The sequence below is a fragment of the Tardiphaga sp. 709 genome (genome assembly GCF_032401055.1).
Classification (GTDB): domain Bacteria; phylum Pseudomonadota; class Alphaproteobacteria; order Rhizobiales; family Xanthobacteraceae; genus Tardiphaga.
Genome location: NZ_CP135529.1, coordinates 4,664,657 through 4,685,275, shown reverse-complemented (window position 1 = coordinate 4,685,275; position 20,619 = coordinate 4,664,657). Strand labels below are relative to the sequence as shown.

The window sequence follows — 20,619 nt, the reverse complement described above, 5'->3', positions numbered from 1 at the left end:
GCCGGCCCTTGCCGGACGTGAACCCGGAATCTCGATGTGTTCTGCGCTGAACATGGCGAGATTCCGGGCTCGGTCCCGTCGCCTACGGCGCCGGCCCCGCCCCGGAATGACGAGTGTGTGGGCGCATGGCTGGCGCGAGTTACCGCTGTTTGATTTCCCCCGCCATGTTGCTAGTCAGTTGGAGCAACAAAAGGACCATGCTGGGAAGGACCGACCATGAGCGACAAGGATAACGGCGCCAACGACGACGTCCCGTTCGATCGCGAATATCCGCTGAAGCCCGGCGTCGTCGATCAGGTCCGCCCAAACGTGCGCCGGGTTCTCTGCAACAACCCCTCGCCTTTCACCTTCACCGGCACCAACAGCTATATCGTCGGCACCGGCAAGGTCGCGATCATCGATCCCGGCCCGGCCAATGATGCGCATCTGCAGGCGCTGCTCGATGCGGTGAAGGGCGAGACCGTGACGCATATTTTCGTCACCCACACCCATAGCGACCATTCGCCGAACACTGCCGCGCTCAAGGCCGCCACCGGCGCTACCGTCTATGCTGAAGGCCCGCACCGCGCCTCGCGGCCGCGCTTCGAAAGCGAGAAACATTCGCCGGAGTCCGGCGCCGACCGCGACTTCAGGCCGGACGTGCTGGTCGCCGATGGTGACGTGATCGAGGGCGACGGCTGGGCGCTGGAAGGCGTGGCGACGCCGGGCCATACCGCCAACCACATGGCCTTCGCCTGGCGCGAGAAAAAATATCTCTTTGTCGCCGATCATGTGATGGGCTGGTCGACCTCCATCGTGGCGCCGCCCGATGGATCGATGATCGACTACATGGCCTCGCTCGACAAACTCGCCGCGCGCGACGAGGATCTGTATTTCTCCGGCCACGGCCCTGACATTCCCGACGCACAGCGCTATGTGCGCTTTCTCATTCGCCACCGCCGCGCCCGCGAGGCCTCGATCCTTCATCGTCTCGGCAAGGGCGAAGCGGATATCCCGACCATCGTGCGCGCGATCTATATCGGGCTCGATCCGCGCCTGACGGGGGCCGCCGGCTATTCGGTGCTGGCGCATCTGGAAGACCTCGTCGCTCGCGGCATGGTGCTGACGGACGGCGATCCGGTCATTGGTGGCAGCTACCGGATGGCCACTTAACCTCTCCCCGCTCTGCGCGGGGAGAGGTCGGCGCGTAGCGCCGGGTGAGGGGCCGATCGCGACAGCAACTACAATCTTGAGCTATCGGGTCGTGCGATCTCCGACTCACCGATAGCAACAGAAACGTGAGGCCGTGCCTCGCCCCTCACCCCAGCCCTCTCCCCGCGCAGTGCGGGGCGAGGGAGCGAGAAGCCGGCGCGTCGATGCCTGTAAGAGGCATCTTCCGTTACGGAAGATTCACGATCTCGACCCAGTTCGGATTCTTGCCCACGGCCGTTTCGTTCAGCTTGGTCAGCGCGCCTGTCGCCTTGTCGATGGAATAGGCCGTCATGCTGTTCGATAGCTGCCCGACCGCCAGCAGATAGCGGCCGGACGGATCGATGCTGAATCCGCGCGGCTGCTTTTCCGTGGCCGTGGAGCCAAGCGATGTCAGCGCGCCGGTTTTGGGATCGACACGAAACGCCGCGATCGTGTTGCTGGTGCGTTCCGACGCATAGAGAAACTTGCCGTCCGGCGTCAGATGGATATCCGCCGCCCAGGGCTTGCCCTCGAAGCCCTTGGGCAGCGCGGAGGCGACCTGCGTCTCTTTCTTCAGCGTGCCAGTCGCGGCGTCCCACGGAAATACATAGATCGCCGCGTCGAGTTCGTTGAGCAGATAGACGAACTTCTTGTCAGGCGAAAACACCAGATGGCGCGGGCCACCTTTCGCCTTCACGCTCACGGTCGGCGGATCGTTCGGCGTCAGCTTTCCGGCCTTGGCATCGAATTTCTGCTGATAGATGACATCGCCGCCGAGGCTCGTATGCAGCACATAGCGATTGGTGGGATCGACGATGATGCAATGCGCATTCGGTTCGGTGGCGACGACCTGCTGTGCCGGCGCGATCACGCCATTCGGCCCGATGGCGTTCACCGTCACCTTGTTGCCGCCATAGGACGCGCTGAGCAGGAAGCGCCCGGTGCGATCGACGGCGATATAGGCCATGGAATCGGCCAGCGGCCCGGGGCCGACAAGTTTCAGTTTTCCAGTTTTGGCATCGATATCGAAGGTCACCGCCGTGTAGGGCTCGTTGCGCAAACCGGCATAGAGCCGGTGCTTCTCAGGACTGATGGCCAGCGGCAGCGAGCCGCCGGGCTTTGCCGGCCCCGGCACCGCCACGGTATCGATCGCAGCGAGATTTCCATTCGCCTTCAGTTCGAGAATGCTGATGTTCTGGCTGTCGGCATTGCCGACATAGACATAGGTGGCGGCACTGGCCGATGACATGATGAGCCCTGTTGCTAACGGGAGCGAGACGATCGCCAGCAGCGCCTTCAAACCGGCGCTGGCACGCGTGAATGGCCAACGGCGCGAAACGGAACGAACCCGTGCGAGCATCAACACCTCCCTGCCTCTTTTCATTGGGAGGGATGATGCTACCGCCTTCCGGAATAGGCAAGCTGCGCTGCGGCAAAGTCAGAACCGCGAGATCAGAACCGGCCGGCCACCGTCAGCCGCAGTGCCAGCGGCTCGACCGGATGCAGCACGCGGTCCATGATGCCGGTCTGGCACACGGCAGCAGGCGCCGTCGGCGCCCCGCCACCCGCCGGGAAACACGCGGCGAACAGCGAGTCCGTTTTCAGCAGCGAGCCATAGGCATAGGTGATCTGGTCGGACTTGCTGTCGAGGATGTTGAAGGCATCGAGCTGGATGCGCCAGCCATTGTCGAAGCGGTAACCAACCTGCCCGTTGAGCAGGCCCGTGGCTGGCGAGATGAAGGCCGCGTCTTCAGTCAGCGGACGCGGGCCGAAATAACGATAGCGCAAGGCGCCGAACCAACCGGTCGCTTCGCCCAGCCTTATGCCAGCCGAGGCGATCATGTTGGGGGCGCCGGGAATGAAATTGCCGGGCGCGTTGCCGATCTGCGAGGCCGGATAGCCGTCGAACTCCGCATAGGCCGCCGCCTGGTCGGCATTGCTGCCGCGGAAGCGCGCGCGCGTCATTGCGAGGTCGGCTTCAAGACTCAGCCATGACGTGGGCTTGTAGTCGTTGGTCCATTCGAAGCCGACGCGGCGGCTGGGACGACTGGCTTCAGTGTCACCAGCATCGCCGACGAACAGGATTTCGGAGGCGGAATCCAGCATGAAGAGCGCGATCGAACTGGTCAGCCCTGGAATGAGTTTGGTACGCAGCCCGACTTCGGCGCCCTTTGTCTTGACCAGGAAGGGCGAGCTATCGACCGGCGAACCATCAGACGGCGATTCCTTGATGGTCACACCGCGCGCATCGTTGCTGTGAAAGCCCTCGCCGGCATTCAGGAACAGCTCGGTCTTCGCAAAGGGACCAATCACCAGACCGGCCTTGGGGCTCCCGATGGTCGCCGTGGCACTGCCGGAATTGGCGGGATTGAAGAACGAATTGACCGTGGTGTCGTAATAGTCGCCGCGCCAGCCGATATTGGTGCGCAACCAGTCGGTCCAGAACGTCGTGTTCTGGACGAACACGCCGACGCTGCCTTCCTTCACGCCGTCGTTGCGCGTGGTCGAGAGATATTGCCGCTTGATGGTGTTGCCGAGGCTGACATTGATATCGTCGTAGCGGCTCTGGATGCCGACTTCGGTTTCGTTGCGGAAGCCCGCGATATTGTACTTGAATGTATGCGAGGCATTGATGCCGCCGAGCACGCGGTCGTCATATTGGTGAAACTGATCGCCATTGACGGGATCGCTGAGGAAGAACGTGAAGTTGTTCCAAAGATTGAGCTTGCTCTTGGTGACGTAGAAATCGAGTTTGGTTGCGCTGTCGAGATCGGTTTGCCGGAGGCGGCCGGACAGCGAAAAACGCTCCGAATTGCCACCATCGCTCGGATCGAGCGCGCCGTAGCGGCCGATCTCGCCAGAAGTGATCGCCCGCAGCGGCACCTGATCGGTCGAATTCCACTTGTTGCCATAGGCCATGCCGGTGAGCGAGAAGCCGTTGTCAGCGGTGCCCTGGCTGTAACGGATCACGCCGTTGAGCTTCTGAAGCTTGTCGGGATTGTCCCACGGGCCGTTATAGAGATTGGCCTCGGCGGCCACCAGCAGCGTGCCTTCGCCGACCTCGCCCGACGTGACGCCGAAGGCGCGGTTGTAGCCGAAGCTGCCTGATGTGATCGACGCCATGGTGCGCGCGACACTGTCGATCAGGCTGACATGGATCGCACCCACGGACGAGAAGTCGCCTTCGTCGGCGAAATACGGTCCCTTGCGGACATTCACCGAACTGATCAGTTCGGGGATGAGGAAGTTGGTATCGGCATAGCCCTGGCCGTGACCATGGGTGCGCATGTTCACCGGCATGCCGTCGATGGAGATGGCGAGATCGGTGCCGTGATCGAGATTTACGCCGCGCAGGAAGTACTGGTTGGCTTTGCCGTCTCCGGAATGCTGGGTGACGATCAGGCCGGGCGCCACTTCGAGCGCCTCGGCCGGGCGCGACAGAGGACGTGCATTGACCTCGGTGCCGCTGATCGTCCTTTCACTGGCAGAGGCGGGCAGCGCCTGTGCCGCACCGGGGGTGACACTCATGCCGCCGGCCCCCAACGTCGGTGCGGCAACATGGCGTGCCGCCGGGCGGCCTGCCTCATTCCCGCTGCGCGGTACGCGCGGCTTCGCCGCATGCCGCGGCGGCGCCTCGACTTCAACCGGCGACAGCACGGTTGCCGGTTGCGCAGGAGACGGCGTGACGGCTGTAAGCAATGAGACCAGCGACAGTCCGGCCGATGGAAAGAGAGAGCGATGCATCGGTCAGGCGGCCGGGCTATGCTGGGTTCAACGGGAACACACTGACATGCCGAGTATGACAAAGTCAAAGATTCGTCATACTATTTGAGAGGACCGATGCAGCGCATTACGATCACGCTCGATGACGACCTGATGGAAGAGCTGGATGCGATGATCGCCGAACACGGCTATCAGAACCGCTCCGAAGCGATCCGCGATTTCGCCCGTGCCGGCATGCAGCAGGCCGCACAGGAAAAGGGCAAGGCCGGCGAATGCGTGGCCGCCCTGGTCTATGTCTATGACCACGCCCAGCGCGATCTGTCACGCCGTCTGGTCGACACCTATCACCATCACCACGACCTCTCGCTGGCGACGCTGCATGTGCATCTCGACGGCGACAACTGCATGGAAGTGACCGCGCTGCGCGGCTCCGGCAGCGAAGTACAACACTTTGCCGATCACATCATTGCGGAGCGCGGCGTGAAATATGGCCGCGTGGTGATGATGCCGACGGGGAAGAAGGTGGAGGGGAAGAAGAAGGAGCACAGCCACGGTTAGTTCAAGCGCTGCGGCCGATGGCCTCCCTCCCCCAAGCGAAGCGCAGCGGGGAGGGTCGGCCGATAGGCCGGGGTGGGGGTAGCCCCACACTCGGGCCGGAGTTTGTGGCACCCCCACCCGACCGCGCTACGCGCGGCCACCCTCCCCGCAAGGGGGAGGGAGAAGCAAGATCAATCCCAATCCGGCGCGAAACCCGGATTCACCAGTCGCTGCGTCTTCGGCAATGCCGCGATCGCCTTGCGGTCGTCGTCGTCCAGCGTCACCTTCAGCGCGTCGAGATTGGCCTGCTGGCTCTCCTTGCGGGATGCCTTTGGGATCGCGGCGACGCCGTCCTGATCGAGCAACCATTTCAATGCGACCTGCGCCGCCGACACGCCGTGTTTGGCGGCGATGGTCTTCATCGCGTCATTGTCGGCCAGCCGGCCCTGACCGAGCGGGCAATAGGCCACCAGCGGGATCGACTTGGACCGCAGATAGGTCAACAGCTTCGTCTGGTCGAGCAGCGCATGATATTCGACCTGGTTGCAGGCAACCGGCGCGCCGATCTCTTCCACCGCCTGCTTCATCAGCTTGACCGGAAAATTCGCGACGCCGATGGCGCGGACGCGGCCCTCGTCCTTCAGCTTCAGCAGCGTCTCGAAGATCGCCGGCAGATCCATGCCCTTCGAGGGCCAATGCACCAGATAGAGATCGATGACATCGAGACCGAGCTTCTTCAGGCTGGTGTCGAAGGCGCGCTTGATGGCATCCGGCGCGAGATTCTCGTGCCAGACCTTGGTGGTGACATGGAGATCCTTGCGGGCGATGCCGGAGGCCTTGATGCCGGCACCGACTTCGGCCTCGTTGCCATACATCTCGGCGGTGTCGATGTGCCGATAACCGAGCCCGATGGCACTTTCCACGCCGGCGACGCAGCCGTCGCCCGTAAGCTTGAATGTGCCGAGGCCGAGCTTCGGCACTGAAATGCCCTGCGTGTTCAGATTGTCCATGTCACTTCCTCAAGCATGTCAATTCTTCAATATGGCGAAACCGTCCGAGACGACGGCGCCTGAAGTGTTTGATACGGTGCCAGCCTGCAACGATAAACTCAAATCACCGGGAGAGTTTCAGCACCATGGAAAAGGCATTACGCGGATGGCTCGACTCCCACGGCCTGCTGGCCATCACTGCAGCCGTGCTCGGGGTCATCAGCCTGCTGGCCATGATCCTGGTGGTGGGCGGCTTCTGGCTGGCGCGCTAAACGGCATCATCTCACGATGTCGCTAATGGGCTTGCGGATGTCGTCCATGGACCGGTACCGATCCCCGAAATGCGCGACACTCCGGGCCTGATCGCCACCCGGATTCTCCATGCGCTATTCGCTGACGTCCCTGCTCAAGCAGACCCTCACCGGCCATAAAGGCTGGACGCCGCAATGGCGCGATGCTGCGCCGAAGGCCGAATATGACATCGTCATCGTCGGCGGCGGCGGCCATGGGCTGGCGACGGCCTATTATCTCGCCAAGGAATACGGCCTCAAGAACATTGCCGTGCTGGAAAAGAGTTGGATCGGGTCAGGCAATATCGGCCGCAACACCACGATCATCCGTTCCAACTATCTGCTGTCGGAAAACATCTCGCTCTATGAGCTATCGCTGAAACTGTGGGAAGGCCTCGAGCAGGACTTCAACTACAATGCCATGGTCAGCCAGCGCGGCGTGCTGAACCTGTATCATTCCGACGGCCAGCGCGACGCCTATGCCCGGCGCGGCAACATGATGCGGCTGAATGGTGCGGACTCCGAATTGCTGGACAAAGAAGGTGTGCGGAAACTCTACCCGTTTCTGAATTTCGACGCCGCGCGGTTTCCGATCCAGGGCGGACTGCTGCAGAAGCGCGGCGGCACCGTGCGCCACGACGCTGTCGCCTGGGGCTACGCTCGCGGCGCCAGCGATCGCGGCGTCGATGTGATCCAGAATTGCGAAGTGACAGGGATCGATATCGTCGATGGCCGCGCGGTGGGCGTGCAAACTTCGCGCGGCGCGATCAGAGCGAAGAAGATCGGCCTTGCCGTCGCCGGCTCGTCGTCGCGCGTCGCGGCACTGGCGGGGATGCGACTGCCGATCGAGAGCCATGTGTTGCAGGCCTTCGTCTCCGAAGGGCTGAAGCCGATCATCCCCGGCGTCATCACCTTCGGCGCCGGGCACTTTTACATCAGCCAGTCCGACAAGGGCGGGCTCGTGTTCGGCGGCGATATCGACGGCTACAACTCCTATGCCCAGCGCGGCAACCTGCCTGTCGTCGAGGATGTCTGCGAAGGCGGCATGGCCTTGATGCCGGCGATCGGCCGTGCGCGGATGCTGCGCAACTGGGGCGGTCTCGTCGACATGTCGATGGACGGCTCGCCGATCATCGACCGCACCCATATCGACGGGCTCTATCTCAATGCCGGCTGGTGCTATGGCGGCTTCAAGGCGACGCCGGGCTCGGGCTTCGTCTTCGCGCATCTGCTGGCGAAGGACGAACCGCATCCTGCCGCCAATCGCCTGCTGCTGGATCGCTTTCGCTCAGGCCATATCGTCGATGAAAAGGGCCAGGGCGCCCAACCGAACCTGCACTGAGGCCCCATGCGCATCCCCTGCCCTTACTGCGGATCCCGCGACGCTTCGGAGTTCAGCTATTCCGGCGATGCCACGCTGACGCGGCCCGCGCCGGAGAATGCCGACGCGATGTTCGACTATGTCTATCTGCGCGACAATCCGGCCGGTGTTCACAGGGAATATTGGTATCACGCCGCCGGCTGCCACGCCTGGCTGAAGGTGACGCGCAACGTCTCGACGCATGAAGTGATCGACGCCATGCTCGCCCATGACGAGGCGACATCATGAGCATCTCGCGTCGTCTCGCATCCGGTGGACTGATCGACCGATCGAAGCCGATCAATTTCACCTTCGACGGCAAGACCTATGGCGGCTATGCCGGCGATACGCTGGCCTCGGCGCTGCTTGCCAATAACACCATGCTGGTCGGCCGCTCATTCAAATATCACCGGCCGCGCGGCATTTTCTCCGCGGGACCAGAAGAGCCGAATGCGCTGGTGACGCTGCGCTCCGGCGCACACGCGGAGCCAAACACCAAGGCCACGACGGTCGAGCTGTTTGATGGCCTCACCGCATCGAGCCAGAACTGCTGGCCGTCGCCGAATTTCGATCTCCGCGCCGTGCATCAGCTCGCCGGCCCGCTGCTCAATGCGGGCTTCTACTATAAGACCTTCATGTGGCCGGCGGCGTTCTGGGAGAAATTCTACGAACCCGCGATCCGCGCCTCGGCGGGATTGGGCGCGCTCAGCGGCCTCGACGATCCCGACACCTATGAGAAGTCACACGCCTTCTGCGATCTGCTGGTGATTGGTGCCGGCCCTGCGGGCCTCGCCGCAGCGCTTGCCGCCGGACGCGCCGGGGCGCGGGTGATCATGGCTGAGGAAGACTTTGTGCTCGGCGGACGACTGCTCAGCGATACCGCGGAAATCGATGGCATCTCGGCGGCCTCATGGGCGGCGCTGGCGGAGGCCGAACTCGGCACGCTGCCAAATGTCCGCATCCTCAAGCGCACCGCCGTGTTCGGCGCCTATGACGGCGAATATGGTGCCATCGAGCGCGTCAGCGATCACTTGCCTGTCCCCTCGCCGTTCATGCCGCGCCAGCGGCTATGGAAGATCGTCGCCAGACAATGCGTGCTAGCGACCGGCGCGTCCGAACGGCCGCTGGTGTTTCCCGGCAATGACCGGCCCGGTATCATGCTGGCCTCGGCTTTGCGCAGCTATGCCAATCGCTTCGGCGTCGTACCGGGTCAGCGTATCGCGATTTTCACCACGTCGGATGACGGCTGGCGCAGCGCGTTCGAACTGCAAAGGGCCGGCGCCGAGATCGCCGTGATGGTCGACGCTCGTGCGGAGGTCTCGCCTGAGGTGCGCGGACTCGCGGGCAACGCTCCGCAATTCCTCGGCGCGCATGTCTCGGACACGTCGGGTTATCGCCGGCTGACGAACATCACGATCACTGACAGTGCTGGCCAGACGCGTTCTGTGGCCGTCGATACGCTCGGCGTTTCCGGCGGCTGGTCGCCGAGCATCGGCATCGCCACGCATCTCGGCGGCAAGGGCAGCTGGGCGGAGGAGCAATCTGCATTTCTCTGCAACGAACTGCCACCAGGCATGCAGATTGCGGGTGCGGCTGCCGCGCAATGGACATTGGCCCAAGCGCTGGAAAACGGCGCCCTAGCCGGCGCGAAGGCCGCCTCGCATATTGGCCTCGGATTGCAAACACAGAAGCCGATCGTCACCAGTGACGAGGCATCGGGTGGACAACCAACCTGGCTGGTCAAGGGATCGCGCCGCAAGGCATTCGTCGATCTGCAGAACGACGTCACGGCGACGGACGTTGCCCTCGCCGCGCAGGAAGGCTTTCGCTCGGTCGAACAGCTCAAGCGCTACACCACGCTGGGCATGGCGACCGATCAAGGCAAGACGTCCAACGTCAACGGCCTTGCCATTCTCGCCGGCGAGATCAGGAAGACCATCGCCGAGACCGGCGCAACGCGCGCGCGCCCTCCACATGTGCCCGTCGCCATCGGCGCTTTTGCGGGCCTGCACAGCGGCAAGCATTTCAAACCGACGTGGCTGACGGCGAGCCACGCCGCCTCCGCCGCGTTGAACGCGACCTTTGTCGAAGCTGGCCAGTGGATGCGCGCGCAGTGGTTCAACGCGCCGGGCGAGACTGACTGGCTGCAAAGCGTCACCCGCGAGGTGAAGGCCGTCCGCTCCGGCGTCGGCATCTGCGATGTCTCGACCCTCGGCAAGATCGCGCTGTGCGGCTCCGACGTCGGCGCATTCCTTGATCGCGTCTATATTAACACCTTCTCGACACTGCCCGTCGGCAAGGTGCGCTACGGCGTGATGCTGCGCGAAGACGGTTTCGTCATGGACGACGGCACGACGGCGCGTCTCTCCGCTGATCACTGGGTGATGACCACCACCACGGTGAATGCCGGCAAGGTGATGCAGCATCTGGAATACTGCCATCAGGTGCTGTGGCCCGAACTCGACGTGCAGATGGTCTCGGTCACCGAGCAATGGGCGCAAGTTGCGGTCGCGGGGCCGAAGTCGCGCGACCTGCTGCGGGCGCTGCTCGGCGGCGCCTTCGATGTGTCGAACGAAGCCTTTCCGTATATGGGCTGCGCCGAATTCCATGTCGGCAACATCCCGCTGCGGCTGTTTCGCGTCTCGTTCTCCGGCGAACTCGCTTATGAGATCGCCGCGCCCGCGGGTTATGGCGAGGCGCTGTTCAATGCATTGATGCAAGCCGGCAAGCCATTCGACGTCATGCCCTATGGCACCGAAGCACTCAGCGTGATGCGGATCGAAAAGGGTCATGTCGCCGGCTCCGAACTCAACGGCCAGACCGTGGCCCGCGATCTCGGACTCGGACGGATGATGTCGGTGAAGAAGGACTATATCGGCCGCACCATGGCGGCGCGTGAAGCGCTGATCGATCCGGATCGGCCGACGCTGGTCGGCCTGCGGCCGGTCGATCGCAGCCAGCGCCTCCGCAACGGGTCACTGCTGTTCGCGCGCGGCGTGACGCTTGCGCCGGACAACAATGCCGGATTCATCACGTCGACGGCTTTCAGCCCGGGCAATAATCACTGGATCGGCCTTGGCCTGCTGGCGCGCGGACCGGAACGGCATGGCGAGATCATCCGCGCCTGGGATCCGGTCCGGTCAGGCGATTATGAGCTCGAAGTCGTCGATCCCGTCTTCGTCGATGCAGAAGGAGCGCGGCTGCGTGCTTGATCTCCCTTACGTCACCGCATTTTCCGGCTTGCGATCCATCGGCGATGGCCGCGGTGTCATCGCCAGGGAACGTCGCGGCATCGCCATCGCCACCGTTATGGCGCGCAAGGGCCAGGGTACCGCGCTCGCGGCTACCGTAAAGGAACAGTTCGATATCAACCTGCCGCTGGGGCCGCACGGCTCCGGTGGCGACGCGACATCGTTTCTCGGCACCGGTCCCGGCCGCTGGCTGGTGACCCACGATGCGGGCACGCCGCGTTTCGTCGATAGCCTTGCGCAGCAGCTCGATGGCCTCGCCTCCGTCGTCGATCAGTCCGACAGCGTTGGCCTGCTACGGCTGTCCGGCCCGGCCCTACTTGAGGTGCTGGCCAAGGGCGTCGGCATCGATCTCAGCGCGACGGCCTTTCCGGCCGGCAGCGTTGCCGTCACGCAGATCGCGCATATGGGCGTGACGCTGTGGAAGGTCGACGAGACGCCGACGATTCACATCGCCGCCGCGCGCAGCATGGCTGGCAGTTTCCTGCACTGGCTGGAAGCATCGGCAGCGATGGTCGGGCTGGCCGTGGACGCTGAGGCTCAATAACCTCGGCTGCGATCCACGGAATCCTTCGGCTGCACGCCAGCCTGCACTGCCTCGGCCGTGGCGAGGATGGTGTCACCGATGGCGGTCATGGTGACCTCGCAAGCGTCGTGCGGCGTCAACACGATCTGCGGATGCGACCAGAATGGATGGTCCTTGGGCAGCGGTTCGGTGTGGAAGACATCGAGTGTCGCGCCGGAGAGCTGCCCGCTGGCGAGCGCATCGAGAATATCCTGCTCGACGGAGTGCTCACCGCGGCCGACCTGGATGAGATAGCTACCGCGCGGCATCCTGGCGAACAGGTTCGCGTTGAGAATGCCGCGGGTTTCCTCGGTCAGCGGCAGCAGGTTCACCAGCACCTCAGAGCCCGCGAGCATCGCGTTGAGCCGGTCGCCGCCGTGAAAGCCCGTCACGCCCGGCGTCGTCGGCTTGGCCGAGCGACTCCACACCCTGACGGGAAAGCCGAGCATCGCCAGATCGGACGCGACGCGCGCGCCGATGGCGCCATAGCCGAGAATGCCGATCGGAACCTCGGACGGACGGCGCCCGCCGCCGACACGCTTCCACACGTGATCGCGCTGGTTCTGCAGATACGTCCCGAACTGGCGCTGGTAATAGATCACGTTCCAGATCACGAAACCGGACATCATCTGCGCCTGTGCCGGCTCGACCACGCGCACCACGTCAATCCCGTCGCGCAGGCTCGGGCAATTCAGGATGCTGTCGGCGCCAGCGCCGATGGAACACGCCGCCTTCAGGTTCGGATAGTGATCGAACCCATCCGCATGCGGATGCCAGCTCACCGCCATGTCGACTTTGGCAGGATCGGTGCCGTCGAGGTGATCGACAAAACTCACCTTGCCGTCGAGCCGGGCGATTTCGTTGGTCAGGTATTTGCGCAGGTTGATGGTCCTGCTCAGGAAAACGCAAGTCACGGGAGACGTCGGCATAAGGTCAGGCGGCCTGGGATGGTGAACTCTGGCCGGGGACGGCACCGAGCAATTCGCGGGTGTAGGGATGTTCCGGCGCCGCGAACAATTGCGCCGTCGGCTTCAGTTCGACGATGACGCCGCGCTGCATCACCGCGATACGATCGCAGATCTGCGCGGCGACGCGAAGGTCGTGCGTAATGAACAGCATCGAGAGACCAAGGCGGGCCTTGAGGTCTTCCAGCAGCTTCAACACCTGCGCCTGCACGGAGACGTCGAGTGCAGAGACGGCTTCGTCGGCGACGATGATCTCCGGATCCATCGCAAGCGCGCGGGCGATACCGAGGCGCTGGCGCTGGCCGCCGGAGAACTCGTGCGGATAACGATCGAGCGAGCCGGCATCGAGGCCGACCATCCCCAGCAGATCACGCGCACGCTGCATCGCGACCTTGGGATCGGTGCCGCGGGCGATCGGGCCATCGGTGATGATCTGGCCGACCCGGCGGCGCGGATTGAGCGAGGCGAACGGGTCCTGGAAGATCATCTGGATGCGGTGGCGCTGCGCGCGCAGCGCCTTGCCTTCGAGAGCTGTAAGATCGACATCGCCGATGCGCACCGTCCCGCGGTCCGCCTCGATCAGCCGCATCACCAGACGCGCGACGGACGACTTGCCCGAACCGGACTCGCCGACCAGACCAACGGTCTCGCCCTTGGAAATCGAGAACGTCACTTCGTTCGCTGCCTGCACGCGGCGATCCGGCTTGAACCAGCCGCCCGAGGTTACATAGGTCTTGTCGAGGCCTATAACTTCGACCGCTTTGGCGTTTTCATCCAGCGGCGCGCGCACCGGCGGGTGCATCGACGGCACGGCAGCCAGCAGCGCCTTGGTGTAGTCGTGCTGTGGATTCCTGAAGACGGCGTCGATCGAGCCTTCCTCGACAATCTTGCCGTGACGCAACACCACGACGCGGTCGGCGATGTCAGCGACAACGCCGAAGTCGTGGGTGATGAACATCACCGCCATGTTGCGGCTGCGCTGCAGGTTGCGGATCAGCTTGAGGATCTGCGCCTGGGTGGTGACGTCGAGCGCCGTGGTCGGCTCGTCGGCGACGAGCACCGATGGTTCGAGCGCAAGCGCCATGGCGATCATCGCGCGCTGGCGCTGGCCGCCGGAAAGCTGGTGCGGATAGGCGCGGATGATGCGCTCGGGATCGGGCAGACCGACTTCCCTGGCGAGGCTGAGGGCCTTGGCGCGGCGCTCCTTCGGCGTCAAAAGATTATGCGCCTCGAACATTTCCATCATCTGCTCGCCAATCCGCATCAGCGGATTGAGCGCGGTCATCGGCTCCTGGAACACCATGGCGATGCCGCGGCCACGCACTTCGCGCCAGCCGCTCTCGTCGAGCTTCAGAAGATTCCGGCCCTCGAACAGAACTTCGCCGGTCTCGGTCTTCACCGTATCCGGCAACAGGCCCATCAGCGCATGCGCGCACATGGATTTGCCGGAACCGGATTCGCCGACGACGCAGACGATCTCGCCGGGAATGAGATCGATGGACACGCCGTCGACCGCATAAGGACGTTCGGCGCTCTTCGGCAGTGCGATCTTGAGGTTCTTGATGGAAACGGCGGGGGTAGCAGTCATCAGCGGCTATCCTTCGCCAGGCGCGGATTGAGCGCGTCGTTGAGGCCTTCGCCGATCAGGTTCATGCCGAGCACCGAGATCAGGATGGCGACGCCGGGGAAGACCGTGATCCACCAGGCCTGACGGATCACCGTCCGGCCCGCGCCGACCATGTAGCCCCAGGACATCAGGTTGGGATCGCCAAGACCGAGGAAGGACAGCGACGACTCCAGCAGGATCGCATTCGCCACCATCAGCGACGCCAGCACGATCACCGGCGACAGCGCGTTCGGCAGGATCTCGCGCGAGATGATCCAGGTATTGCTCTGGCCGGTGACGATCGCGGCCTGAACATATTCGCGCGTACGCAGCGACAGCACCTCGCCGCGCACCAGACGCGCCACCGGCGGCCACGACACGATAGCGATGGAGCCAACGATGGAATAGATCGACGGCTGCAGGATCGCCACCAGCACGATGGCCAGCGGGAAGCTGGGAATGGTCTGGAAAAACTCGGTGAAGCGCATCAGGGCGTCGTCGACCTTGCCGCCGAAATAGCCGGCGATGGCGCCGAGCGGCACGCCGATGGTCAGCGCCACCGTGGTCGAGACGAGACCGACCAGCAGCGATACGCGGGCGCCATAGATCAGCCCGGCAAACACGTCGCGGCCGAGCGCATCGGTGCCGAGGGTCACCATCGGATTGGTGAAGGGCGGCAGGAACGGCCGCTGCACCATCCGCCAGGGCGAGGTCGGGAAGATCATCTGCCCGAACAGCGCGATGAAGATCGCAATCGTGATGATGACCAAACCGATAAGGCCGCCGGGATTGCGCAGCATCAATTTCCAGAACTTCTTCATGATGCAAACTCGATGCGTGGATCGACCAGTCGATAAACGAGGTCGGTGACGAGGTTGAAGATCAGGACCATCGCCGAGCAGACCACGAAGACGCCGAGCAGAAGGTTATAATCGCGTTGCAAGAGTGCCTCATAGAGCAACCGGCCGATGCCGGGCCATGCAAACACCGTCTCGGTGAGCACGGCGCCGCCGACCAGCGTACCGGAGTGGACGCCGGCCAGCGTCACCACCGGCAGCAGCGCGTTGCGCAGCACGTGGCGGCGCTGGATGATATTGTCGCGCAGGCCCTTGGCGCGGGCGGTCTTGACGAAATCCAGCCGCTTGACCTCAAGCATCGAGGCGCGCGTCATGCGCGTATAGGTCGCCATGAAGAACAGGCCGATGGTCATCGCCGGCATCACCAGATGCAGGGCCACGTCCTTGACATGCGCAAGCCCGGTGTAGTTCGCGCCGATAGTCTCGTAGCCGAAGCTCGGCAGCCAGCCGAGATAGACCGAGAACAGCAGGATCGACATCAGCGCGACCCAGAAGATCGGCGTGGCATAGAACAGCAGCGCCGAGACAGTGATGGCGGTGTCCGCCCATGTCCCCGCAAATCTTGCGGCCAGCGTGCCGAATGTGATGCCCAGCAACAGCGATATGCCGAACGCCGTCAGCGTCAGCAGCAGCGTCGCCGGCAACCGCTCGGCGATCAGCTTCGCGACCGGCATCTGCTGGCGGAACGAGAAACCGAGGTCGAGGGTGACGACACCCTTCACGTAAATGAACAGCTGCTCCGGCAGCGGCTTATCCAGTGAGAACTTTTCGCGCAGCTGCTGGACGAATTGCGCATCGCTGGCGCCGGCCTCGCCGGCCATCACCGCTGCGGGATCTCCGGGCGCAAGACGGATCAGGAAGAAGTTCATCACGATGATCGCAATCAGGACGAACACGCCCTTCACGATCCTCTGGGCAACGAATGACAGCATCAGAGGTCCATCGCATTCAGGTCAGAGTACACAAAGAAAACCCGTGACGATCCCAGAGATCGTCACGGGCATCAGGCTGAAAGCTTACTTGTCGATCCAGGCGTCGCGGAAGCCGTCATTGACGCCGATACCGGTCGTGATCAGGTTCTTGATCTTGCAGTTGGTGATGGTCGGGAACTGCAATTCAAGCTGCCATGCCACGGGGACGTCCTCGACGAGGATCTTCTGGACCTTCTCGTAGATTTCCTTGCGCTTCGAATCCGGCGTTGCGACGGCGCCCTCTTCGAACAGCTTGTCGACCTCAGGATTGGAGTATCCCTCGAGGTTGTTGAAGAGCTGGCCCTTGGCGATCGCGCTCGTCACATAGTTGCGGCCGACGCCGAGAGCCGGATCACCATACTGATACAGATAGGTGAACGAGATGTCGTAATCCCATTCACTGTTCTTCTGGTTCGAGCCGGGAACGTCGGTGGCGATGGTCTCAATATTCATGCCGACGTCGACAAGGTTCTGCTTCACAGCCTCACCCCAGCGCGACCAGGTTTCGCCGTAAGGCAGCGGCATCAGGCGGACCTTCTCGCCCTTGTAGCCGGCTTCCTTCAGCAGCGCTTTGGCCTTGGCCGGATCGTACGGGTACTTCTGCACGTTGTCGGTGTAGAACTTGATCGCCGACGAGGACGGGCCGGTAGCGACTTTTCCGAGACCGTTCCAGATCACGTCGCGCGCGAATTCGCGATCCACCGCGTACATGATCGCCTGACGAACCTTCTTGTTGGCGAGCACGGGGGTGCGGTTGTTCAGCCACATCCAGGCCATCGGCGAGAAGAACTCCCAGCCGTCGCCGGTGACGCAGGTGTTCGGCAGCTTGCTAACGCGCGGCACGTCGAAGTTCTCGATCGAACCGCCGGGCAGAACATCGACCTTGCCGGTCTCGTAGGCCACCGAACGCGCGGCGGCGTCAGGAATGATCTGCCAGTAGATGCCGTCGATATAGGGCTTGCCCTGGACGTGGTAGTTCGGGTTCTTCACCAGCTGGATGAACGAGCCCTTCTTCCATTCCTTGAACATGAACGGGCCGGTACCGATCGGCGTGTTGTTCGCCGGATTGGTCTTGACGTCGCTGCCTTCATAGATGTGCTTCGGGATGATCGGCATCGAGCCGACTTCGAAGATGCCGATGAACGGGCCAAAGGGCTGCTTCAGCGTGAAGACGACGGTGTAGTCATCCGGCGCCTCGACCTTGTCGAGCTGCACGAGGTTGTTGCGCGCGCGCGCGTGGGTGACCTTGAGCGTCTCGATGGAGAACAGCACGTCAGCCGCAGTGAACGGCTTGCCGTCGTGCCAGGTCACGCCCTGCTTGAGCTTGAACGTGTAGGTTTTCGCATCCGGGCTGATGGTCCAGCTCTCGGCGAGACCCGGCTGCGGCTCCAGTGTCTTGCTGTAGCGCAGCAGGCCTTCATAGATGTTGCCCGAGACCATCTGGGTCGGGCCATTCTGGACGAGTGCCAGCATCAGGCCCGGCGGCTCTGGCTGGATCACCGCATTGATGGTGCCGCCCATCTTCGGCTCCTGCGCGAGCGCCATCGTGCTCGTGAAGGCGAGCGGGCTCACGCTGGCCAGTGCCAAAGCCAATACAAATTTCTTCAACATATCTTTCCCCTTAGTGCCGGCTGGCACGTAACCCAGATCAGTTGACGATGTGTAGCGGAAGTCGGGTCAATTCTTGTAATCGGCGTCCGTGCGCTCGAGCATGCGCTTGAAGGCCTCCCACTCGCTGTCCGGCTTACCGCCTTCGGTGCCATGCACCTTGTCGTAACCGCGGTCATACTGGCCGGCGGTGTGTGCGGCAATGGCGTGGGACGGGCGAATGACTTCCGCGCCGGTTGAAAGAATCGCGAGCTGCGCGCGGCAGGAACGTTCCATGTTGAACATCAGCTTGAAGGCCTCACCAACCGAGCGGCCGCAAGTAAGCAGGCCGTGATTGCGCAGGATCAACACCATCTTGTCACCGAGATCGGCAACCAGGCGCTCACGCTCGGACAGGTCCAGCGCGATGCCTTCGAAGTCATGATAGGCGATGCGGTCGGTGAACTGCATCGACCACTGGTTCAGCGGCTGCAGACCGTCCTTGAGGCACGACACGGCGACACCGGCAACGGTATGCGTGTGCAGCACGCACTGCGCGTCGTGGCGGGCGGCGTGAACGGCGCTGTGAATGGTGAAGCCGGCCGGATTGATACCGAGGCCGAGCGGATCGTCGACAACTTTACCGTCAACGTCGACGGTGACGAGGTTGCCGGCCGTCACTTCCTCGAAGCGCATGCCATAGGGATTGATCAGGAAGCGGTCCTGGTGCCGGGGACGCGCACCGAGATATGCGTATAAATGCTGTCATCGAGGCCGAGGCGATGGATCAGGCGATAGGCAGCGGCGAGGTCGATACGGACCTGCTTGGCGGCATCGAGGGTCGGCGTAATGTTTGCATGCATATTCACAGGCGCGGTTCCCGGCTTTTTTTAAGGTGCGGGCAGGAAACACAATCGCATGGCAGCTCGCAAGATTAAACTGTCGACAATCGACGATTAATTCTTGTACAGGGGAAGAAACGGGTCCCCCGCATGCGTTTGATGTCTCCTCCAGTTGGTCTGACCGCCCTCGCCGACACCGATCTTGTCGGGCAGGTCGCACGCATCCTGACCCAGGCCATCATCAAGGGGCAGCTGCTGCCTGGCGCCAAAGTCGTCGAAGCCGGCATTGCCCGCGAACTCGGCGTCAGCCGCGCCCCTGTCCGTGAAGCTGCACGGCTGCTCGAGCAGCAAGGCCTGCTGGTCTCGCATCCGCGCCGCGGCTTCTTCGTCCGCAAGCTCGAAGCGACTGACATCGACGAGATCTACGACCTGCGCATCTGCGTCGAATGTCATGCCGGCGTGCTCGCCTCGAAGAACATGACGCCTGCCAATCGCGATATGCTGCGCCGGCAGATCGACGTCATGCACGAGACCGCCGGCATCGATGATCATGCCCGGCAGATCGAGGAAGACTACAAATTTCACCGCATGATCTGCGAGATCGCCGGCAGCAAGCGCCTGTTGCGATTATTCGACGATCTCGCTTCGGAACTCCGCATGACAATCGGCCTGATCGGCCGGCTCTATGACGACCCGCATCGCATTGCGCAGACCCATGAGGCACTGCTCGAAGTGCTCGAACAGGGTCACCCCGACATCATCACCGCGCGGATCGACTATCACATCGGCGCTGCCTGGCGCGAAGTCGGCAAGCTGGTCCGCGAACTTCCCTCCTCAACGAATGGAGCCGCCACGTGAAGGCAGTGTATTCCGACAAGCACAAGAGCCATGATCCGCAGTTCTTCCTGGTGCGCGGTCAGGTCCGTAAAACCACCGAGCAGCCGGAGCGCGCCGAGCGCTTGCTGAAAGGCCTCGCCGACGGCAAGCACACGTTAGTGGCGCCAACCGAATTCGGCCAGGGCCCACGCGCCCGCGTGCACTCGCCGGAATATCTGCGCTTCCTCGAAGGCGCGTGGGAAGAATGGATCAAGCTGCCGGACTACGGCCCGGAAATGATCGCCAATATCCACCCGAACCGCGTGGCGGGCAGCTATCCGACCCACATCACCGGCAAGCTCGGCTGGCACACCGCCGATACCGCAGCGCCAATTGGCCCGGGCACCTGGCTTGGTGCCTGCGCGTCCACCGATGTCGCCGTCACCGCGGCGCAGATGGTGATGGACGGCGAGGACGCCGTCTATGCGCTCTGCCGCCCGCCCGGCCACCACGCCTATCGCGACATGGCCGGCGGCTTCTGCTTCATGAACAATTCGGCGATCGCCGCCGAGCATCTGCGCACCAAGCATGAGCGCGTTGCGATCCTCGATGTCGACGTGCATCACGGCAACGGCACCCAGGGCATTTTCTATGCGCGTCCGGACGTGCTGACCGTGTCGATCCATGCCGATCCCGTCGGCTATTACCCCTTTGTCTGGGGCTATGCCCATGAGAAGGGCGAAGGCAACGGCCTCGGCACCAATCTCAATATTCCGCTCGCGCTCGGCACCGGTGACGATGGCTTCATCGATGCGCTTGCTGTCGCCGAGAAGACCATCAAGGCATTCGCGCCGACGGCTCTGGTTCTCGCTCTCGGCCTCGACGCCTCCGAACACGATCCGCTGGCGGCTCTGAAAGTCACCACCCCGGGCTTCAAGCGCATCGGCGAAGCCGTGGCGCGCATGGGCCTGCCCACGGTGCTCGTTCAGGAAGGCGGATATCTGTCCGACATTCTGGGCGCCAACCTCACCTCCACCCTCGCCGGTTTCGAAGCCGCGCGGTGATGAGCAGCGCGCCGCACTCTCTCCTTAAC

At 63.1% G+C, this 20,619-nt stretch carries 17 protein-coding genes and 1 pseudogene; 9 read left to right on the top strand and 9 right to left on the bottom strand.

From position 1 onward, the window contains the following. Positions 1-216: 216 nt before the first annotated feature. Positions 217-1,152: an MBL fold metallo-hydrolase gene (locus RSO67_RS22730; protein ID WP_315840682.1), complete on the top strand. Its 936-nt coding sequence runs from the start codon at positions 217-219 to the stop codon at positions 1,150-1,152. 226 nt (positions 1,153-1,378) lie between these two features. On the opposite strand, the gene RSO67_RS22725 is transcribed toward RSO67_RS22730, so the two are convergent. Together RSO67_RS22725 and RSO67_RS22720 are read right to left on the bottom strand one after the other, a co-directional pair. Beyond that, positions 1,379-2,530: a lactonase family protein gene (locus RSO67_RS22725; RefSeq protein ID WP_315840681.1), complete on the bottom strand. Its 1,152-nt coding sequence runs from the start codon at positions 2,528-2,530 to the stop codon at positions 1,379-1,381. Between the two features lie 92 nt (positions 2,531-2,622). Next, positions 2,623-4,914, bottom strand: coding sequence for a TonB-dependent receptor (locus RSO67_RS22720; RefSeq protein WP_315840680.1), 2,292 nt, complete (start codon positions 4,912-4,914; stop codon positions 2,623-2,625). Between the two features lie 96 nt (positions 4,915-5,010). On the opposite strand from RSO67_RS22720, the gene nikR reads away from it, so the two are divergent. Further along, entirely contained in the window at positions 5,011-5,451 is a 441-nt protein-coding gene (gene nikR / locus RSO67_RS22715; RefSeq protein WP_315840679.1) for a nickel-responsive transcriptional regulator NikR, read from the top strand. A 170-nt stretch (positions 5,452-5,621) separates the two neighbouring features. Here nikR and RSO67_RS22710 read toward each other — a convergent pair whose 3' ends face one another. Continuing rightward, entirely contained in the window at positions 5,622-6,440 is an 819-nt protein-coding gene (locus RSO67_RS22710; RefSeq protein ID WP_315840678.1) for an aldo/keto reductase, read from the bottom strand. Positions 6,441-6,565: 125 nt separating this feature from the next. On the opposite strand from RSO67_RS22710, the gene RSO67_RS22705 reads away from it, so the two are divergent. From RSO67_RS22705 to RSO67_RS22685, 5 genes are all read left to right on the top strand, one after another. Next, positions 6,566-6,691, top strand: coding sequence for a hypothetical protein (locus RSO67_RS22705; protein ID WP_256461202.1), 126 nt, complete (start codon positions 6,566-6,568; stop codon positions 6,689-6,691). Positions 6,692-6,800: 109 nt separating this feature from the next. Beyond that, positions 6,801-8,051 (top strand): sarcosine oxidase subunit beta family protein, encoded by a 1,251-nt coding sequence (locus RSO67_RS22700; protein WP_315840677.1) that lies wholly within the window; start codon positions 6,801-6,803, stop codon positions 8,049-8,051. Positions 8,052-8,057: 6 nt separating this feature from the next. Then, complete coding sequence (locus RSO67_RS22695; protein WP_315840676.1) at positions 8,058-8,318, top strand: sarcosine oxidase subunit delta; 261 nt, start codon at positions 8,058-8,060, stop codon at positions 8,316-8,318. After that, the gene (locus RSO67_RS22690; RefSeq protein WP_315840675.1) at positions 8,315-11,281 is read left to right on the top strand and encodes a sarcosine oxidase subunit alpha family protein; all 2,967 of its coding nucleotides are present in this window, start codon (positions 8,315-8,317) and stop codon (positions 11,279-11,281) included. Before RSO67_RS22695 ends, RSO67_RS22690 begins: the two co-directional genes overlap by 4 nt. Next, the gene (locus RSO67_RS22685; RefSeq protein ID WP_315840674.1) at positions 11,274-11,864 is read left to right on the top strand and encodes a sarcosine oxidase subunit gamma; all 591 of its coding nucleotides are present in this window, start codon (positions 11,274-11,276) and stop codon (positions 11,862-11,864) included. The genes RSO67_RS22690 and RSO67_RS22685 overlap by 8 nt, the downstream gene beginning before the upstream one ends. On the opposite strand, the gene RSO67_RS22680 is transcribed toward RSO67_RS22685, so the two are convergent. From RSO67_RS22680 to RSO67_RS22655, 6 genes and pseudogenes are all read right to left on the bottom strand, one after another. Continuing rightward, positions 11,858-12,796: a glyoxylate/hydroxypyruvate reductase A gene (locus tag RSO67_RS22680; RefSeq protein ID WP_315840673.1), complete on the bottom strand. Its 939-nt coding sequence runs from the start codon at positions 12,794-12,796 to the stop codon at positions 11,858-11,860. The two genes, RSO67_RS22685 and RSO67_RS22680, sit on opposite strands and share 7 nt — an antisense overlap. A gap of 19 nt (positions 12,797-12,815) precedes the next feature. Continuing rightward, positions 12,816-14,435, bottom strand: a complete 1,620-nt coding sequence (locus RSO67_RS22675; RefSeq protein WP_315840672.1) for an ABC transporter ATP-binding protein — start codon at positions 14,433-14,435, stop codon at positions 12,816-12,818. Further along, positions 14,435-15,274 carry an ABC transporter permease gene (locus RSO67_RS22670; protein ID WP_184513560.1) on the bottom strand — a complete coding sequence of 280 codons (840 nt, stop codon included), beginning with the start codon at positions 15,272-15,274 and terminating at the stop codon, positions 14,435-14,437. Before RSO67_RS22670 ends, RSO67_RS22675 begins: the two co-directional genes overlap by 1 nt. Further along, positions 15,271-16,242, bottom strand: coding sequence for an ABC transporter permease (locus RSO67_RS22665; protein WP_315840671.1), 972 nt, complete (start codon positions 16,240-16,242; stop codon positions 15,271-15,273). Before RSO67_RS22665 ends, RSO67_RS22670 begins: the two co-directional genes overlap by 4 nt. Positions 16,243-16,326: 84 nt before the next feature. Then, on the bottom strand, positions 16,327-17,892 hold the full coding sequence (locus RSO67_RS22660) for an ABC transporter substrate-binding protein (protein ID WP_315840670.1): 1,566 nt from the start codon (positions 17,890-17,892) through the stop codon (positions 16,327-16,329). A gap of 66 nt (positions 17,893-17,958) precedes the next feature. After that, positions 17,959-18,731: pseudogene (locus RSO67_RS22655) on the bottom strand (class II aldolase/adducin family protein). Between the two features lie 138 nt (positions 18,732-18,869). Here RSO67_RS22655 and RSO67_RS22650 point away from each other — a divergent pair. Further along, positions 18,870-19,568 carry a GntR family transcriptional regulator gene (locus tag RSO67_RS22650; protein ID WP_315840669.1) on the top strand — a complete coding sequence of 233 codons (699 nt, stop codon included), beginning with the start codon at positions 18,870-18,872 and terminating at the stop codon, positions 19,566-19,568. Further along, positions 19,565-20,590, top strand: a complete 1,026-nt coding sequence (locus RSO67_RS22645) for a histone deacetylase family protein (protein WP_315840668.1) — start codon at positions 19,565-19,567, stop codon at positions 20,588-20,590. Before RSO67_RS22650 ends, RSO67_RS22645 begins: the two co-directional genes overlap by 4 nt. Positions 20,591-20,619: the final 29 nt, after the last annotated feature.

Bases quoted from the DNA above. Each gene is read 5' to 3' on its own strand.
- RSO67_RS22730 (WP_315840682.1), top strand. From the start codon at position 217: ATGAGCGACAAGGATAACGGCGCCAACGACGACGTCCCGTTCGATCGC.
- RSO67_RS22725 (WP_315840681.1), bottom strand. From the start codon at position 2,530: ATGCTCGCACGGGTTCGTTCCGTTTCGCGCCGTTGGCCATTCACGCGT.
- RSO67_RS22720 (WP_315840680.1), bottom strand. From the start codon at position 4,914: ATGCATCGCTCTCTCTTTCCATCGGCCGGACTGTCGCTGGTCTCATTG.
- nikR (WP_315840679.1), top strand. From the start codon at position 5,011: ATGCAGCGCATTACGATCACGCTCGATGACGACCTGATGGAAGAGCTG.
- RSO67_RS22710 (WP_315840678.1), bottom strand. From the start codon at position 6,440: ATGGACAATCTGAACACGCAGGGCATTTCAGTGCCGAAGCTCGGCCTC.
- RSO67_RS22705 (WP_256461202.1), top strand. From the start codon at position 6,566: ATGGAAAAGGCATTACGCGGATGGCTCGACTCCCACGGCCTGCTGGCC.
- RSO67_RS22700 (WP_315840677.1), top strand. From the start codon at position 6,801: ATGCGCTATTCGCTGACGTCCCTGCTCAAGCAGACCCTCACCGGCCAT.
- RSO67_RS22695 (WP_315840676.1), top strand. From the start codon at position 8,058: ATGCGCATCCCCTGCCCTTACTGCGGATCCCGCGACGCTTCGGAGTTC.
- RSO67_RS22690 (WP_315840675.1), top strand. From the start codon at position 8,315: ATGAGCATCTCGCGTCGTCTCGCATCCGGTGGACTGATCGACCGATCG.
- RSO67_RS22675 (WP_315840672.1), bottom strand. From the start codon at position 14,435: ATGACTGCTACCCCCGCCGTTTCCATCAAGAACCTCAAGATCGCACTG.
- RSO67_RS22670 (WP_184513560.1), bottom strand. From the start codon at position 15,274: ATGAAGAAGTTCTGGAAATTGATGCTGCGCAATCCCGGCGGCCTTATC.
- RSO67_RS22665 (WP_315840671.1), bottom strand. From the start codon at position 16,242: ATGCTGTCATTCGTTGCCCAGAGGATCGTGAAGGGCGTGTTCGTCCTG.
- RSO67_RS22660 (WP_315840670.1), bottom strand. From the start codon at position 17,892: ATGTTGAAGAAATTTGTATTGGCTTTGGCACTGGCCAGCGTGAGCCCG.
- RSO67_RS22650 (WP_315840669.1), top strand. From the start codon at position 18,870: ATGTCTCCTCCAGTTGGTCTGACCGCCCTCGCCGACACCGATCTTGTC.